The organism is uncultured Thiohalocapsa sp., from assembly GCF_913062725.1.
Taxonomy (GTDB): domain Bacteria; phylum Pseudomonadota; class Gammaproteobacteria; order Chromatiales; family Chromatiaceae; genus Thiohalocapsa.
Genome location: NZ_CAJXWY010000014.1, coordinates 34,893 through 51,589, shown reverse-complemented (window position 1 = coordinate 51,589; position 16,697 = coordinate 34,893). Strand labels below are relative to the sequence as shown.

Here is a 16,697-nt window from a genome sequence, read left to right as displayed (position 1 = left end):
CGCTGTAGCCTTGATGACCGCATCGCGGCTGTCGCAACGCCCGCCGGCCGCCGCTCTGCACGCCGGGGCTGGCGCCGGACATCGCTCTACGCCGGGCACAGAGCATGTCGTCAGTGGCCACCGGTTGCGGCTGACCGTGCCACAGGCTGGTCATCGGTCCGGGCGGCGGCGGTGATGTCCAGTACCGTGACAGCACCGTCGGTGCAGCCGAAGGCGATGGCGGACCCGTCGCCGCTCCAGACGGCACAGGCCACTTCGGCGTTCAGGCTCAGGGACTGGAGCGGTGCGCCGTCATCGGACCAGATGCACACCCGCCCGTCTCGGTCGCCGGAGGCGAGCAGGGTTCCGTCCGGGGCGTAGGTGAGCACCGTGACCGCGGTTCGATGCAGCCGCAGCGGTGTCGGCTTGCCTTCGCCCGCGGCCGGGATATCCCAGAGCACCAGGTCCTGACCACCGGCGGTGGCGACCCGGGAGCGGGTCGGGTGCCATTGCAGGCAGCTGACTTTGGCCGGATAGCCACGCATGGTGAGCGCAGACGAGCCACCGGCTTTCCGTGTGCCCCGGCTGCGACCGGACTGCCGCCACACCTGGAGGAAGCCGTCCTGGGTGCCGACGGCGAGTGCCTTGCCGTCCGGGCGCCAGCCGAGCACCACGGGCGCGCCGGGGAACTGCAGCAATTGCACCGGCGCCTCACCGCCCACCCGCCACAGGTACAGTCCCTTGTTGGCGGCGGTGGCCAGGCGTTTGCCGTCGGGCGCCCAGGCCAGCGCCAAGATCGAGCGGTTGGCGTCGTACCAAAAGCCCAGGGACTCCTCGTCCCGCCAGAGGTGGATGCTGCGCCCGGCGGCCGCGGCCAGCAGTCGGCCGTCCCGGGTCCAAGCCAGGTGCTCGACCCAGCTCGCTTCCTCGGCGAGAGTTGCCACCGAGCCGCCGCGGGCGTTCCAGAGCTCGACCCGACCGTCCTCGCCCGCACTGGCGAGCACCGCAGACAAGTCCTGGTCGGACTGCGGCGGCGTTGGTCTCAGGCAGAGGTCGGTGATACCACCATCGTGCGCCTGCCAGGCGAGATGCTCGTGACCGTCCATGCCGGCATGGCAGCGGATCCATCCATCGGCGCTGGCGGCGAGCAGTGCCTCGCCGGCGCCATGGCTCCAGCCGGCGGGCCGCCAGCGCAGGGCGCTCACCGCCTCCGGCAGTTGCCGCCGCCAGCGCTGCTCGAGCAGGGTTCGCAAGGGGGCGGTCAGGCCGAGCACCAGCTGAGTCCCGCTGTCAGCTCGGCGCGGTCCAGGTTGCGACCGATGAACACCAGCTCGCTGCCGCGCGGCTCGGCGTCGCCCCAGGGCTTGCCGTCATCGCCGTCGAAGAGCATGTGCACGCCCTGGAAGACGAAGCGGTTCGGCCGGTCGCGGAAAGCCAGCACGCCCTTGGTGCGGAAGATGTCCGGGCCCCGGGTACGCAGCAGGTTGGTGATCCACTGCTCGAAGCGGCTCGGATCCAGCTCGCCGCCGCGCACGCCCACCGAGCCGACGCTGTCGTCATGCTCGTGGGGGCTCGCATAACGGTGCTCGGCCACCGGTGCCAGCAGGGCGCCGTCGGCGTCGGTCAGCCGCAGGTCGAATTCTTCCGGCAGGTGCTGGGTGAGCAGCACATAGCGGCCGGCGGATGGGATGCTCAGTCGCAGCCGGGCGCCGTCGGTCTCATCGACACTGAGCCGATACAGGGTCTCGCCGGGCTCGGCCGGGGCGTCGTCGGGGCTGCCGCTGCGGGTGTCGGCGGCGCCGGAGTAGAGCAGGATGCTGCGCCGCTTCCAGTCCGTGAGCATGGATTCATGCTCCAGGCCCGGGCCGGCGAGCACCAGATCGATGGCGGGATCGGGGCCGCCGGCCAGCACCAGATCATAGGTCCCGGGCGCCAGGTCGTAGAGCCCGGCCCATTCGAAGGGCAACTCTTCCTGCAGAAACGCCGGCGTCTCGGTGGCGCGGGCATCGAGGTCGAAAGCGCGGACGTCGAGCACCCTGGCCAAGTCGATGCCGCCGTGCTCGGTGGCCTGTATTCGGGCCAGACGATTCATGCCCCGCACCCGCTGCTCCAGCGCCGAAAGCGCCGCCGGTGATACCAGATCCGCCTTGTTCAGCAGCAGGATGTCCGCGGAGGCAATTTGGGCGCGGCATTCGTCGGAGTCATCCAGGTGCTGGGATACATGCTTGGCGTCCACCAGGGTGACGATGGCGTCGAGCCGGAGCTTGGCCTTCATCTCCTCGTCCATGAAGAAGGTCTGCGCCACCGGGCCCGGGTCGGCCATGCCGGTGGTCTCGATGATGATGCGCTCGAACTTGTGCTTGCGGCGCATCAGGCGGGCGAGGATGCGGATCAGATCCCCGCGCACCGTGCAGCAGATGCAGCCGTTGTTCATCTCGAAGATTTCTTCGTCGGTCTGCACCACCAACTCGTGGTCGATGCCAATTTCGCCGTATTCGTTCTCGATGACGGCGATGCGATGGCCATGCTGCTCGGTCAGAATGCGGTTCAGCAGCGTGGTCTTGCCGGCCCCCAGGAAGCCGGTGAGCACGGTGACGGGGACGCGCGGATCGCTGGCTCCCGTCGTGGGATCGGGTTCGGTGCGGGGCGCAAAGCCCTCGCGCTCCAGGGCGCAGGATGCGGTCATGGTTGGTCCAGTGGTGTGCGTGTTGTGCGTTCGGGCGGTTGACTCAGCGGCCGTTGACGGCCTTGAGCGGCGCCGCCGCCGGTGTGCTGTGCAACGTCCTGAGCGCCTCGGGCGGAGCTTCGCCGGCGGCCCGGGCACGGGCCTCCGCCGCCGGGTCCACGTCCACCGGCGCCAGGGCCTGGGCGCGCGCCTCACGGCTGTGGCCCGCATCGCGCACCGCATCGTCGCGCTCGGACAGCTCGCGTGAGCGCGACACCAGGAAGTCCACCAGATGGGTGCGGATGGGGTAGTAGCCCGGGTCGTGGACAATGGTGGTCCGATCCCGCGGGCGCTCGATGCTGACTTTCACGGACTCGGCGACCCGCGCGAAGGGCCCGTTGGTCATGAGCAGGATGCGGTCGGCCAGCAGGATCGCTTCATCCACATCGTGGGTGATCATGAAGACGGTCTGGTGGGTCTCGGTGCAGATCTTGAGGAGCTCGTCCTGGATGGTGCCGCGGGTGAGGGCATCGAGGGCGCCGAAGGGCTCGTCGAGCAGCAGCAGCTGGGGCTGGGTGGCGAAGGCGCGGGCGATGGACACGCGCTGGCGCATGCCGCCGGAGAGGGCGGCGGGCTTGCGGTGCTCGGCGCCGTCCTTGAGGCCCACCATGTGCAGGTACTGAAGGCTGTGCTCGCGCACCTGGGATTTGCTCCAGCCGGGAAAGCGCGCGCGCACGCCGAACTCCACATTGCTGAGCGCCGAGCGCCAGGGCAGCAACGAATAGTTCTGAAACACCACGCCGCGCTCCAGCGACGGCCCGCGGACCTCCTTGCCCGCCATGTAGACCTCGCCGCCGCTGGGCGAATCGAGTCCGGCGAGGACGTTGAGAATGGTCGATTTACCGCAGCCCGAATGGCCGATGATGCAGACGAACTCGCCCTTGTCGAGGCCGAAGCTGACGTCATCGAAGACGGTGAGCTCGCCGTGATCGGTCCCGAAGCGCTTGGCTAGGTGCTTGACCTCAAGAAAATGTGGCTCGGTCATGGTCGTCACTCCTGGTACTGCACGAGGCGGGTGGCGCTGGCGAGCGCCATATCCAGCAGCATGCCGACGATGCCGATCATCAGAATGGAGAAGATCACACTGGTGAGGTCCAGGTTGTTCCACTCGTTCCAGACGTAGTAGCCGATGCCGGTGCCGCCGACGAGCATTTCCGCGGCGACGATGACGAGCCACGCGATGCCGATGCTGATGCGCATGCCGGTCAGAATGGTAGGCGCCGCCGCCGGCAGGATCACCTGGAAAGCGGTGCTCATGGGTGTCAGCTCGTGGGTGCGCGCGACATTGACCCAGTCTTTGCGCACGCCGGCCACACCGAAGGCGGTGTTGATCAGCATGGGCCAGATGGAGCAGATGAAGATCACGAAGATGGACGAGGTCTCGGAGTCCTTGATGATGAAAAGCGCCAGGGGCATCCAGGCCAGCGGCGAAATGGGCTTCAGGATCTGGATGAACGGGTTCAAAGCCTTGTACATCAGCGGCGACATGCCGATCAGGAAGCCCAGGGGGATAGCCAGCAGTGCCGCAAGGCCAAAGCCCGTGAGCACGCGGTAGATGGAGTAGCCCAGCTGGATGCCGATACCTTTGTCGTTGGGGCCGGCGTCATAGAATGGGTTCGACAGCTCTTCCACCGCAAGGCCAATGACCTGTGATGGCGGCGGTACCCGGGCTTCTTGGTCGGCACCGCCCATGAGCCGCTCGTACTCGGTCATCTCCGTGTCCACTTCGGGGGACTCGTGACTCAGTTGCCAGAGGCCGAGGGTGACGACCAGCAGCACCAGCGAAACCAGTAAGGCGCGTGCATTCAGTGATTGCAGCATGGCTCGTTTTTGGCTCGGGTGAATGTCGCCGGCAGCGACGGGGCGGAGCGCCCCGTCGGCGCCGGCGCGTTCCTGTTAGCCTCGCTTGATCGCGAAGCTCTCGACGTACGCATCGGGCTTGGTCCAATCGAACTCCTTGCCCATGATGGTGTAGGTCTCGTAGGTCTTGTCCGGCGGCTCGTAGCCGAGTTCCTTCATGTATTTCGCCGCATCCGAGGCCAGGTACACCTGCTCGGCGATCGCCTTGTAGTCGATGTCGCCTTCGACGTAGCCCCAGCGCTTCATCTGCGTGAGGATCCAGACCGCCATGGAATGCCAGGGGAAGGGATCGAAGTCGATGCGGTCGGGCACATCCTGAATGTTGCCAAGACCATCGGCGAAGCGCCCGGTGAGCACCTGCTCGATGACGGGCACCGGCTGGTTGAGATAGTTCTTCGGCGCGATGGCCGCCGAGATCTCTTTGCGGTTCTCAGGTTTCTGCGAGTAGTGGGTCGCATCGATGATGGACTTGAGCAGCGCCGAGTAGGTGTTGGGCATGGTCTCGGCGAACTCGTCCGAGCAGGCGAAGGCGCAGCAGGGATGGCCCGGCCAGATATCCTTGGTCAGGATGTGGATGAAGCCCACCTTCTCCCAAACGGCGCGCTGGTTGAAGGGGTCCGGCGACAAGAAGCCGTCGAGGTTACCGGCACGCAGGTTGGCGACCATCTCCGGTGGCGGCACCACACGGATCTGGATGTCCTGATCCGGGTCCAGGCCGTGCTCGGCGACGTAGTAGCGCAACAGGAAGTTGTGCATGCTGTAGTCGAAGGGCACGCCGAACTTGAAGCCCTTCCAGTCCTTCGGATCGCGCTTGTCCTTGTGGTCGTTGTGCAGCACGATGGCCTGGCCGTTGATGTTCTCCACGGCCGGCATGCGGTAGGGCACGGCTGTGGAGCCGGCGCCCATGGTCATCGCCAGGGGCATGGGCGTGAGCATGTGCGAGGCGTCGTATTCGCCGGACAGGGATTTGTCGCGGGCGACGGCCCAGCCGGCGGTTTTGATGACGTCCACGTCCAGCCCATACTTCTCGTAGAAGCCGAGCGGGTGCGCCATGATGATGGGTGTGGCACAGGTGATGGGCACGAAGCCGACTTTGAGCTTGGACTTCTCGAGCTGCCCCATCTCCTCCTTGGCGGCGGCCTTGATCTTCTCCATGGGCAGCATGGTGCCTAAAATGCTGGCGAGGGTGCCGCCGCCCACCAGGCCCAGGAACTGACGGCGGCTGAGATCGTTGTGACCAAAGACACCACGCACGATGGCGCTCTCGATGGCCCGGTCCATCATGTCGTCGGGGGCGTCGAAGGTCTCGCGACGGGTGGCGCCGGCGGCGGCGAGGGCGGACGAACCGGCTTGGCTGTCCGTCGCGGCGTCCTCGAACACTGCCCGTTCCAAGCGCTCAGTCATCTCGGACTCGGAGCACTCGTAGACGCTGACGTCCTGTTCGCGCTTGAACACACAAATGGGGCAATTGCAGGCCGGTCCGTGCTGGAGATCGGCGTTGGCGTCGTAGGGATTGCCCAAACTTCGGTATGACATCGATTTCCCCTTCGTGACGATGTGCTGAGGGTTGACGGCCGCGCCTGCGACGCCCCGGCTGGCGAAACGGGTGTGCTCGGCGCAGCGGTTGCATCGGGCGCAGGCGTTGCGATTGGCGCAGCGGTTGTCGACGGGCTGCTGAGTGTCGTGCACGGCGTGCCGGCCTGCCATCTGAGGGTGCATGCCCGCCGCGCCTTGAGCGCTGCCCGTGCGGGGCGATGAGCAGGACATCTGCAAAAACGGCCGCCTCGCCGGGCCTTCCTGGTTGGTGAAGCACGTGGCATGCCAGATGAATGGCAAATGTCCCGGTGAGGCCCAACCGGTCCGCTTTGACTGGTCTGGCAGGGCATGTCGCCATTGACTGAGGTATCGGCCTAAGCGTCTGATAATGGGAGGATCCGGTCACATCACCCGGGTAGCGCCGTATCGGCTGCCGTCTGTGGCGTCGCCACCCGTGAGCAATCGCGGGGACGCCGCGATGCGGCCATTGCTGCAGGCGGTCGACCGCCCTGGGAGCGAGCGTTTATTGCTACGAAATCTCGTAGACCACGAAATTGCGTCGCGGTACCACGAAAATGCGTAAGCCATGACAGCGTGCTCCGATTCCACCGGCATCGGGTTGCGTGCCGCCGATGCGGTGCGGCGCACCTGTGCCCCGGCGCTGAGCCCCGAGGGTTTCCGCGCCTTGTTCGAGCTGCATCCGGATGCGCAGCTGCTTTGGGACCCGCTCGCCGACCGCATGGTCGAGGTGAACGCGCAGGCCTGTGTGCTGCTCAAGCGCAGTCGCGCCGAGCTCCTGGCGTTGGCGCCGAGTGCGCTGCACAGCGGCGAGCGCGGTGCCCTGGTGGTGTTTACCGAGGCGGTGCTGGAGCGCGGCGAATGCTGGACCGACAGCCTCAGCGGCGAACTGCCGGATGGCGCCCGACTGGCGCTGGAATACAACGCCCGGCGGGTGGTGCTCGACGGCGTCGCCGCCGACCGTGCATTGATGCTGGTGACGGCGCGCGACCTCACCATCGTGCGGCGGCGCGAGCTGCATGCCGATGCCGGCGCCTACCTGCGCAGCGGCCTGTCGGAATGGCGGCGGGTGGAGCGGCTGTTCGCAGACATCGAGTCGGACAATCAGCTCATCCTGCGGGCGGCGGGCGAGGGCATTTACGGCGTCGACGGCAACGGCATCACCACCTTCGTGAACCCGGCCGCGGCGCGCATGCTGGGCTACACCGCCGAGGAGCTGGTGGGCCACGGCATGCATGCCACCATCCACCATAGCCATGCGGACGGCACCTGCTACGCCGCCGAGCAATGCCCCATCTATGGCGCCTTTCGCGAGGGCGCCGTGCACCGCCGCGACGATGAGGTCTTCTGGCGCAGGGACGGCAGCAGCTTCCCGGTGGAGTACACCAGTACCCCCGTGGTGGACCGCGGGCGCATCATCGGTGCCGTCATCGTCTTCCGGGATATCAGCGACCGCCGCGATGCCGAAGCGCGCCTGCGCACCGCCATGGCCGAGCTGGAACAGCTCAAGCACCGCCTGGAGCTGGAAAACGATTATCTGCAGCAGGAGTTGAAAGAGGAAACCAACTACCGCGAGATCGTCGGGCGCTCGCGCGCGGTGCAAGAGGTGGTGCGCAAGATCGAGCTGGTGGCGCCCACCCAGGCGCCCGTGCTCATCACCGGCGAGTCCGGCACCGGCAAAGAGCTCATCGCCCGGGCCATCCACGGCGCCGGCAGCCGCGGCGACCGCCCGCTCATCCGCGTCAATTGCGCCGCCGTGCCGGCGGACCTGTTCGAGAGCGAGTTCTTCGGTCATGTCCGCGGCGCCTTCACCGGCGCCGTGGCGGACCGCGTCGGGCGCTTCGAGCTGGCCGACCAGGGCACGCTCTTCCTCGACGAGATCGGTGAGATTCCGCTGGAGCTCCAGGGCAAGCTGCTGCGGGTGTTGCAGGAAGGGCAGTTCGAGCGCGTCGGCGATACCCGCACCCGCAGCGTCGACGTGCGTGTGGTAGCTGCGACCAACCGCCGCCTGGACCAGGAAGTGGCCGCCGGGCGCTTTCGCGAGGACCTGTTCTACCGGCTGAATGTCTTTCCCATCGAGTCCGTCCCCCTGCGCGAGCGACCGGAAGACATCCCGCTGCTGGCGGCGCACTTCCTGGGCAAGATCAGCCGCCGCCACGGCCGTGACGGGCTGCAGCTCTCCCGCGCCGACGTCGAGCGCCTGCAGGCGTACCATTGGCCCGGCAATGTGCGGGAGCTGGAGAACCTCATCGAGCGGGCGCTCATCGTCTCCACCGGCAACCGGCTGGTGATCGACCTGCCGACGGGCGCAGCGACGCCCGAGCGCTCGCCGCCGCAGCTTATCCCCGGTAGCACCGCAGTCGGCCCGCCGAGCACGGAAGCCGAGCGCCGCGCCCAGGAACGGGCCATGATCATCGCCGCCCTCGAGGCCAGCGGCGGCAAGGTCTTCGGCGCCGGCGGCGCCGCCGAGCGCCTGGGGCTCAAGCCGACGACCCTGGCTTCGAGGATCAAGCGTTTGGGGATCGAGAAGCCGCCGAAGCGCAGCGCCACTGACTGAGCGCCGCGGCTGCTTGCATCCCCAAGCGCCGGCCGCTGCGCCAGACAGGGCAACAACCACAGAACGCGCTCGAGAGACCATGACGGCGTTTGCAGACAGGGTTTTCGTGTTTACCGGTGCCACGCTGGAGCAGGCGTTGGACGACTGGGTGGCGGAGCAACTGGCGGCCTATCCGCACCAGGAGGCGCGTATCCGCGTCGCGGCGCTGGCGATGCGGGACTTCTTCGGCTCGCGGCACATCGAGCGCCACAAAATGACGCTCGGCCGCCAAAGCGATGGTCCGGCCGACGGTGGCGCCGGTGGTGAGCCATGACCGGCGGCTGGCTCAACACCGTGGAGCGGGTCGGTAACCGGCTGCCCGACCCCTCCACGCTGTTCGCGCTCGGCACCTTGCTGGTGATGTTGCTCTCGCAGCTGGCGGTCTGGCTCGGCTGGGAGGTCTCCCGCACGCTGCAGCGTGACGGCCAGCTGGTCACCGAGCCCATCCGGCCCGTCAGTCTGCTGGACGCCGACGGCCTCTGGTGGCTGTTCTCCAGCCTGGTAGACAATTTCGTCGAATTCCCGCCGCTGGGCCTCGTGCTGGTGGGGCTGCTCGGCATCGGCGTCGCCGAGCGTGCGGGCTTGCTGCCGGTGCTGCTGCGCCGGCTGCTGGCGGCCGCCCCCGGGCCGCTGTTGGTGCCCATGACGGTTTTCGTCGGCGTGCTGTCATCGCTGGCGCTGGACGCGGGCTACGTGGTGCTGCCGCCGCTGGCCGGGGCGCTCTTTCTGGCCGCCGGGCGCTCGCCGCTGGCGGGCATTGCGGCGGTCACCGCCGGCGTCACCTGCGGCTTCTCGGCAAACCTGTTCATCACCGGCCTGGACCCGTTGCTGGCGGGGCTCTCCACCGCCGCCGCGCAGCTGCTGGACCCGCGCTACGCAGTGGCCATCAGTGCAAACTGGTGGTTCATGATCGCCTCGACCTTCCTGCTGACGGCCGCGGGGGCTTTCGTGACCTGGCGCTTCGTGGAGCCGCGGCTGCCCCGGCCAACCGCGGCCGAGCGGGCCGGCGGCGGCGCATCGGCGCTGGTGTCAGGCGTTGCCGGCGCGCATGACGAAGATCGGGGGCTGCGCTTCGCCGGCTGGACGTTCCTGGCACTGCTGGCCCTGTTGCTCGCCGCCGTGCTCATCCCCGGCGCACCCCTGGCCGGCGAGGGCGCCCGGTTCCCGCGCTGGATGGAGGCGCTGGTGCCCATCCTGCTGGTGGTCTTTCTGGGCACGGGGCTCGCCTACGGCATCGGCGCCGGCAGCATCCGGCGCGACCGCGACGCCGTGGACATGATGGGCGAGACCATGCGCACCATGGGCCCCTACCTGGTGCTGGCCTTTTTCGCGGCACAGTTCATCGCCTGCTTCGGCCATTCCCGACTCGGCGAGATGCTGGCGGTGGTGGGCGGTGGCTGGCTCGCCGAGCTGGCGCTGGCGCCGGCGGCGCTGATGCTGGGCTTCATGGTGGTGGTGATGGCCGGCAACCTGCTCATCGGCTCGGCGAGCGCCAAGTACGCGTTCTTCGCGCCGGTCTTCGTGCCGATGCTCATGCAGGCCGGCGTCAGCCCCGAGCTGACCCAGGCCGCCTATCGCGTCGGCGATTCGGTGACCAATGGCATCACGCCCTTCAATCCCTATCTGGTCATCATTCTTGCTTTCATCCGCCGCTACCGCCCGGACGCCGGACTCGGCACCCTGCTGGCGCTGATGCTGCCCTATACCCTGGTGTTCGCGCCGGTATGGGCCGCGCTGCTCGGGGTTTGGATCATCGTCGGCTGGCCGCTGGGGCCGGGCGGAGAGCTCACTTATCCGCCCGCCGGGTGAGCGCCGGATCAATCACGTCCGGCGCTGGGAACCGGAGGTGTGCGCTAAGGCCGTGCCAACGGAAGCTTTGGAGGCCGATGGCGGCTTGCTGAGTGGGTGGCTCATGGCGACAGGGTATTGAGCAAAGGCACCGTGGCTGCCAAAGCACCGGATCATCTCCAGAGGCCTGAAGCGCGCCGGCGGCGATGGGACACGCGCCCGGCGTCGGACTCGCCGCCGCGAGCCCCCATCTGCGCCGGAATGGATATCTTCAGCCCCGCCACCCGCCGCTGGTTCCGCCAGAACTTCGCCGGCCCCACCGACGCCCAGGCCGCCGGCTGGCCGGTGATCGCCGCCGGCCGGCATGTGCTGATCACGGCGCCCACCGGCAGCGGTAAGACGCTGGCCGCATTCCTGTGGTCCATCGACCGGTTGATGGGCGGAGATGCTCCGGGGGCCGGGCCCAAGGGCCTGGCGGCCGCGGCATCGGAGGCCGGTATCGGTGACCGAGAGGAGGCGCGTCCGGCGGGCACTCGGGTGCTCTACATCTCGCCGCTGAAGGCGCTGGTCTACGACATCGAGCGGAATCTGCGGGCGCCGCTGGCGGGCATCGGCGCCGCCGCGGCGGCGCTGGGGCAAGAGCGCCCGATGCCGCGGATGGCGATCCGCACCGGTGACACCTCCCAGCGGGAGCGGGCGCAGCAGTTGAAGGATCCGGCGGAGATGCTGGTGACCACGCCGGAGTCGCTGTACCTGCTGCTGGGCTCGCGGGCGGCGGCGCATCTGGCGCAGGTGCAGACGGTGATCGTGGATGAGGTGCATGTGCTGGCGTCCAGCAAGCGCGGCGCGCACCTGGCGCTGTCGCTGGAGCGGCTGACGGCGCTGGTGGAAGCGGCGGGCGGGGCGGACCCGCAGCGCATCGGCTTGTCCGCCACCGTGGAGCCGCTGACGGAGGCGGCGCGTTGGCTCGGCGGCGAGCGGCCGGTGGAGATCGTCGACGCCGCCGCGCCACCGCGGCTGGACCTCAGCATCAGTGTGCCGGTGCCGGACATGGAGCATCCGCCCGAGGCGCCCGGCCTGGATGCCCCCGGCGGCCCGATCCTCGGCGAGCTCTATGCCCGGGAGGTGGCGCGCCCGCCGGCGGAGAAGGGCATGTGGTCGGCCATCTACCCGGCGCTGCTGGACGCGATCCTGGCGCACCGCTCCACCATCGTCTTCGTCAACAGCCGGGGCTTGGCGGAGCGGCTGTGCCGGCGCCTGAACGAGACCCATCTGGAGCGCCTCACCGGCGCGGCGGATGGTGGCCAGGTTGAGGCGGGGGCAGATGCTTGGGCGGGCGACGGAGCAGACGAGGGCACCGGCGGCGCTGATGGTATCGACCCCATGCTGGCGGGCGCCGAGGAACTGGCGGATCTGGACGCGTCGGTCGCCTCCGGCAACGATGCCGCAGGCGCCGGCGGCGACCCTGCAGCGGCTGCGGGCCCCGGGCTGGACACCGCCGAGCTGGTGCGCGCCCACCACGGCAGCGTCAGCCATGAGCAGCGGGCGCAGATCGAGGACGGCCTGAAGGCCGGCACGCTCAAGGCCATCGTCGCCACCAGCTCACTGGAGATGGGCATCGACATGGGCGGCGTCGATCAGGTGTTGCTGGTGGAGTCACCGGGCTCCGTGGCCCGCGGGCTGCAGCGGGTGGGCCGCGCCGGCCATGGTGTCGGCGAGGTGAGCAGCGGGCGGATCTTTCCGAAGTTCCGCGGCGATCTGCTGGAGTGCGCCGTCATCGCCGGTCGCATGCTCAAGGGCGAGCTGGAGCCCTTTCGCATGCCCGCCAACGCGCTGGATGTGCTGGCGCAGCAGATCGCCGCCCATTGTGTGGCCGGCGAGCGCACGGTGGACGAGATCCAACGCCTGGTGAACCGCGCCGGGCCCTACCTGAGCTTGAGCCGTGCCGCGCTCACGTCGGTGCTGGACATGCTCTCGGGGCGCTTTCCGTCCAGCGATTTCGCCGATCTCAAGCCGCTGCTCGCCTGGGATCGGGCCAACGATGTGCTGAGCCCGCGCAAGGGCGCGGCGATGATCACCCGGCTCAACGCCGGCACCATCCCCGACCGCGGCAACTACGCCGTGCATCTGGGCGCCGACGGCCCGCGCATCGGCGAGCTGGACGAGGAGATGGTGTTCGAGACCCGCGCCGGTGAGTGCATCCTGCTGGGCGCCTCCACCTGGCGCGTGCAGGAGATCACCCGCGACCGGGTGGTCGTCTCGCCGGCGCCGGGGGAGCCCGGCAAGCTGCCCTTCTGGCGCGGCGACGGCCCCGGCCGGCCGGTGGCGCTGGGCCGCGCCGTCGGCGCCTTCTGCCGCGAGGTGGCCCGGCGCGATCCGCAAGACGCCATCGACTGGATCAGGCGCCAGGCGCCGCTGGACGACTTCGCCGCCGCCAACCTGGCCGCCTACATCCACGAGCAGCGCGCGGCCACGGGCAAGGTGCCGGACGAGCACACCGTCGTCATCGAGCGCTTCCGGGACGAGCTGGGCGACTGGCGCATCTGCATCCTGACCCCGTTCGGCGCCCGCATCCACGCCCCCTGGGCCATGGCCCTGCAATGGCAGCTGGAGCGCCGCGAGGGCTTCGAGATCCAGGTGATGTACACCGACGACGGCATCGTCCTGCGCATGGCCGACGGCGACGAGCTGCCGGACCTGATGGCGCTGCTGCCGCCCCCGGACGAGATCGAAGACCGCATCACCGAGCAGCTGGCCGACACCGCGCTGTTCGCCAGCCTGTTCCGCGAGAACGCCGGACGCGCGCTGCTGCTGCCCAGGCGCTCCGCCAAGGGCCGCCAGCCGCTGTGGGCGCAGCGCCTGAAAGCCTCGAGCCTGCTGGCGGTGGTGCGCCGCTTTCCGGGCTTTCCGGTGGTGCTCGAGACCTACCGCCAGGCGCTGAGCGATCAGTTCGACCTGGCCGGGCTCAAAGAGTTGCTGCGGGCGGTGCAGTCCCGCGCGGTGCGGGTGCATGAGGTGGAAACACCCAGCGCCTCGCCCTTCGCCCGCTCACTGGTGTTCGCCTATGTGGCCGCCTACATCTACGAGCAGGACGCCCCCATCGCCGAGCGCCGTGCCCAGGCGCTGACCCTGGACCGCGGCCTGCTGGCGGAGCTGCTGGGGCAGGCGGAGCTGCGCGAGCTGCTGGACCCGCGGGTGCTGGAAGAGGTGGAGGCGGAGCTGGCGCACCTGACGCCGGAGCGGCGGGCGCGGGATGCGAACGAGGTGCACGATCTGCTGCGGCGGTTGGGGGATCTGACGCAGGCGGAGATCGCCCTGCGCTGTGCGGCGGGCAGCACACAGGGTAACGGCGCCGGGGATGCGGAGCCGGATGACGGGTCCGGCGATGGCGGCGATCCGTGGCCCGATGCCGCGCCTGGGCTCGGGTTTGGGGCGCCGGCTGATCGGGCCGGCGAGGCTGCCGGTGAGCTGGACGGTGCTGGACTGGAGGCAGACCGGCTGGCGCAAGCCTGGCTGGTGGAGCTGGGCCGTCAGCGCCGGGCGGTGCGGATTGCCGTCGCCGGCGAGCAGCGCTGGATCGCGGCGGAGGACGCGGGGCTGTACCGCGACGCCCTGGGCAGCGTGCCGCCGCCGGGGCTGCCGGAGACCTTCATCGCCCCCACCGAGGCGCCGCTGGAGCAGCTGATTCGCCGCTACGCCCGCACCCACGGACCCTTCCCGGTGCAGCAGCTCGCCCGCCGCCTGGGGCTGCCGGCGGCGCAGCTGACGCCGGTGCTGAAGCTGCTGGAAAGCCGCGGCGAGCTGGTGCACGGCGAGATGCGCCCCCTCGTGCTCACCGAGCGCAGCGAGCCCGAATGGTGCGATGCGGAGGTCATGCGCCGGCTGCGCCGGCGGACCCTGGCCCGCGCCCGGGACGAGGTGGCGCCGGTGGACGGCGCCACCCTCGGCCGCTTCCTGCCGGATTGGCACGGCCTTGGCGCCGCCGGCGGCCGTCAGGGCCGCGACGGCCGCGAGCAGCTGCTGGAGGCCCTGCTGCAGCTGGAAGGTCTCGCCGTGACCTGGACCCAGCTGGACCGGGTGCTGCTACCGGCGCGCGTGCAAGGCTACCGCTCCGACGACCTCGACATGCTGGCCGCCACCGGGCAGATCGTCTGGGTCGGACGCGGGGCCGCCGGACCGAAGGACGGGAAGATCGCCGTGTATCGGCGCGAGAACCTGGGACTGGGACCGGCGAGGGGCACCGATCCGGGGTCTGGGGCCGCGGGTTCAGCGTCTGCTGACGACGCAGGTCCGGCTGGCGCCGACGGCGGCCCCGGGACGGTTGCAGATGACCTGGGCGGGGCGTTGCGTGAGGCACTGCTCGTGCAGCTGCGGCGTCGGGGAGCGTGCTTCTTCATGGATCTGCAGGCGGCCGCCGAGCCGCTGCTCGCGCGCGCCGGCGCCGCCGCCGCCGGCCGGGATGCCTTCGACGCCGCGCTTTGGGACCTGGTGTGGGACGGACTGGTCACCAACGACACCTTCGCGCCGTTGCGGGCGCTAGCCGCCGGCAAGGGCAAGGGCGCCGGCGCAGGGGGCCGGCTCGGTGGGCGGACGGGCCCGGGGCGGGGCGGCCGACACACCGCCCGCGCCCATGCCTCCGCCGGGCTGCGCGGCGGCTTCGGCCGCGGCGGTGGTGTTGGTATGGCGGGCGGCCTCGCGGGCGGGCGCTGGTCGCTGGTGGCGGACCTCGGCGCCGATGACGACATCACCGACACCGAGCGGGTGTTGTTCAGCGCCCGTCTGCTGCTGGAGCGCTATGGCGTGGTCAGCCGCGAGGCCGTCGCCGCCGAGGGTATCCCGGGCGGCTTCGGCCCGCTCTACAAGATGCTGAAAGAATTGGAGGAAGGTGGCCAGGTGCGCCGCGGCCATTTCGTCGAGGGCTTATCCGGCGCCCAGTTCGCACTGCCCGGCGCCGTGGAGCGCCTGCGCGCGGCCCGCGAGGACGAGCAGCCCATGGACGGCTACACCGAGGACGACGTGCGCATCCTCGCCGCCGCCGATCCCGCCAATCCTTATGGGACGTTACTGGACTGGCCGGCGAGTGCCGCCGGCACGCCCGAGCAACCCCAGACCCGAGGCAACGGTGTCGCCAGGCAGAGCCCCAAGCGCAGCGCCGGCGCCTGGCTCATCCTGGTGGCGGGCAAGCCCGTGCTGTACCTGGCTGCCAACGGCCGCCAACTCCTGAGCTTCCCGGCGAGCCTGACGGCGGGCGGCCGCGAGCTGGCGCTCGCCGCCGCCGCACTGCACCGTATCCCATCCGGGCGCAAGCGCCTGCTCATCCAGCACATCGACGGCGAGCCGGCGCTGGAATCGCCCCTGCGCGACACCCTCCTGGCCGCCGGCTTCGAGTCCGACTACGATGCCCTGGCCCCGGCGCGTTTCCGCCCCAGCGGCACCGGCCGTGATCCCAATGCCATTGCCTGTGCCGGGCCGCGGGGCTGAACTGCCGGCGGTATTACTCGTCGCCCGGCACGGGGGCTGCCGCGTAGTAGGCGGCCAGGGTGGTGATTTCCTCCTCGGAGAGCTGGCTGGCGATGAAGCGCATGCGACCGAAGTCATCGTTCGCCCGCTCGCCGTCGCGGTAGGCGACCATGGTCTCGATGAAGTGGTCGATCTTCTGCCCCGACAGGGCCGGTACCTGCAGGCCCATGCCTTCGCCCTGCTCACCATGGCAGACGTTGCAGGGCAGCAGCAGGCGGTCGGTGTCGCCCTGGGTGACCAGCAGCGGCGGAGCCGTTTTGCCCTCCGGCGGCTCCGGCTCAAGCGTGGCGAAGTAGGCGGCGAGATCGGCGAAGTCCTGCAGCTCCAGCCGTCGGGCCACCTTGTACATGGAACGCGCATCGCGCACCTTGGCCTTGTAGTCCACCAGCTGCTTGAACTGATAGGCCGCGACCTGCCCCGCAATGCTCGGGGTTTCGTCGTCCTCGGGGATGCCGAGATCGCCGTGGCACTTGCTGCAGCGCTTGTCCTCGGCGATCTGGCGGCCGCGCTCGACATCGCCGGACTCGATGATATCGAGCATGGCGCGGTTCCAGACGAAGCCGTCGTCGTCGGCAGCGGTGAGCGCCGGTGCGCTCAACAGGGCGATGCCAAGGAGCAGGGCGCCGCGGCGCCCGAGGGTCTGCAAGTGGTCTGCAAATGAATTGGTCATCGGTT

General features: G+C 69.5%; 10 protein-coding genes. 4 read left to right on the top strand and 6 right to left on the bottom strand.

The window, feature by feature from the left end; all coding sequences use genetic code 11:
• Positions 1-110: 110 nt before the first annotated feature.
• From QZ588_RS05645 to QZ588_RS05625, 5 genes are all read right to left on the bottom strand, one after another.
• Positions 111-1,232, bottom strand: coding sequence for a hypothetical protein (locus QZ588_RS05645; RefSeq protein ID WP_295540724.1), 1,122 nt, complete (start codon positions 1,230-1,232; stop codon positions 111-113).
• Between the two features lie 8 nt (positions 1,233-1,240).
• Positions 1,241-2,665 (bottom strand): GTP-binding protein, encoded by a 1,425-nt coding sequence (locus QZ588_RS05640; protein ID WP_295540721.1) that lies wholly within the window; start codon positions 2,663-2,665, stop codon positions 1,241-1,243.
• A gap of 43 nt (positions 2,666-2,708) precedes the next feature.
• On the bottom strand, positions 2,709-3,689 hold the full coding sequence (locus QZ588_RS05635; protein ID WP_295540719.1) for an ABC transporter ATP-binding protein: 981 nt from the start codon (positions 3,687-3,689) through the stop codon (positions 2,709-2,711).
• Positions 3,690-3,694: 5 nt separating this feature from the next.
• Positions 3,695-4,525: a nitrate ABC transporter permease gene (ntrB, locus tag QZ588_RS05630; RefSeq protein ID WP_295540718.1), complete on the bottom strand. Its 831-nt coding sequence runs from the start codon at positions 4,523-4,525 to the stop codon at positions 3,695-3,697.
• Positions 4,526-4,600: 75 nt separating this feature from the next.
• Entirely contained in the window at positions 4,601-6,100 is a 1,500-nt protein-coding gene (locus QZ588_RS05625; protein ID WP_295540717.1) for a CmpA/NrtA family ABC transporter substrate-binding protein, read from the bottom strand.
• Between the two features lie 586 nt (positions 6,101-6,686).
• Between QZ588_RS05625 and QZ588_RS05620 the strand changes: the two genes are divergently transcribed.
• The 4 genes from QZ588_RS05620 to QZ588_RS05605 all read left to right on the top strand — a co-directional run bounded on the left by QZ588_RS05620 (position 6,687) and on the right by QZ588_RS05605 (position 15,983).
• Positions 6,687-8,675 (top strand): sigma 54-interacting transcriptional regulator, encoded by a 1,989-nt coding sequence (locus QZ588_RS05620; protein ID WP_295540715.1) that lies wholly within the window; start codon positions 6,687-6,689, stop codon positions 8,673-8,675.
• A gap of 79 nt (positions 8,676-8,754) precedes the next feature.
• Entirely contained in the window at positions 8,755-8,988 is a 234-nt protein-coding gene (locus QZ588_RS05615) for a hypothetical protein (protein WP_295540713.1), read from the top strand.
• Positions 8,985-10,523 carry an AbgT family transporter gene (locus QZ588_RS05610; protein ID WP_295540711.1) on the top strand — a complete coding sequence of 513 codons (1,539 nt, stop codon included), beginning with the start codon at positions 8,985-8,987 and terminating at the stop codon, positions 10,521-10,523. Before QZ588_RS05615 ends, QZ588_RS05610 begins: the two co-directional genes overlap by 4 nt.
• 240 nt (positions 10,524-10,763) lie before the next feature.
• Positions 10,764-15,983 carry a DEAD/DEAH box helicase gene (locus QZ588_RS05605; protein ID WP_295540709.1) on the top strand — a complete coding sequence of 1,740 codons (5,220 nt, stop codon included), beginning with the start codon at positions 10,764-10,766 and terminating at the stop codon, positions 15,981-15,983.
• Positions 15,984-15,996: 13 nt separating this feature from the next.
• Here the strand turns inward: QZ588_RS05605 and QZ588_RS05600 are convergent, their stop codons facing one another.
• Positions 15,997-16,692 carry a c-type cytochrome gene (locus QZ588_RS05600; protein WP_295540707.1) on the bottom strand — a complete coding sequence of 232 codons (696 nt, stop codon included), beginning with the start codon at positions 16,690-16,692 and terminating at the stop codon, positions 15,997-15,999.
• Positions 16,693-16,697 lie beyond the last annotated feature (5 nt).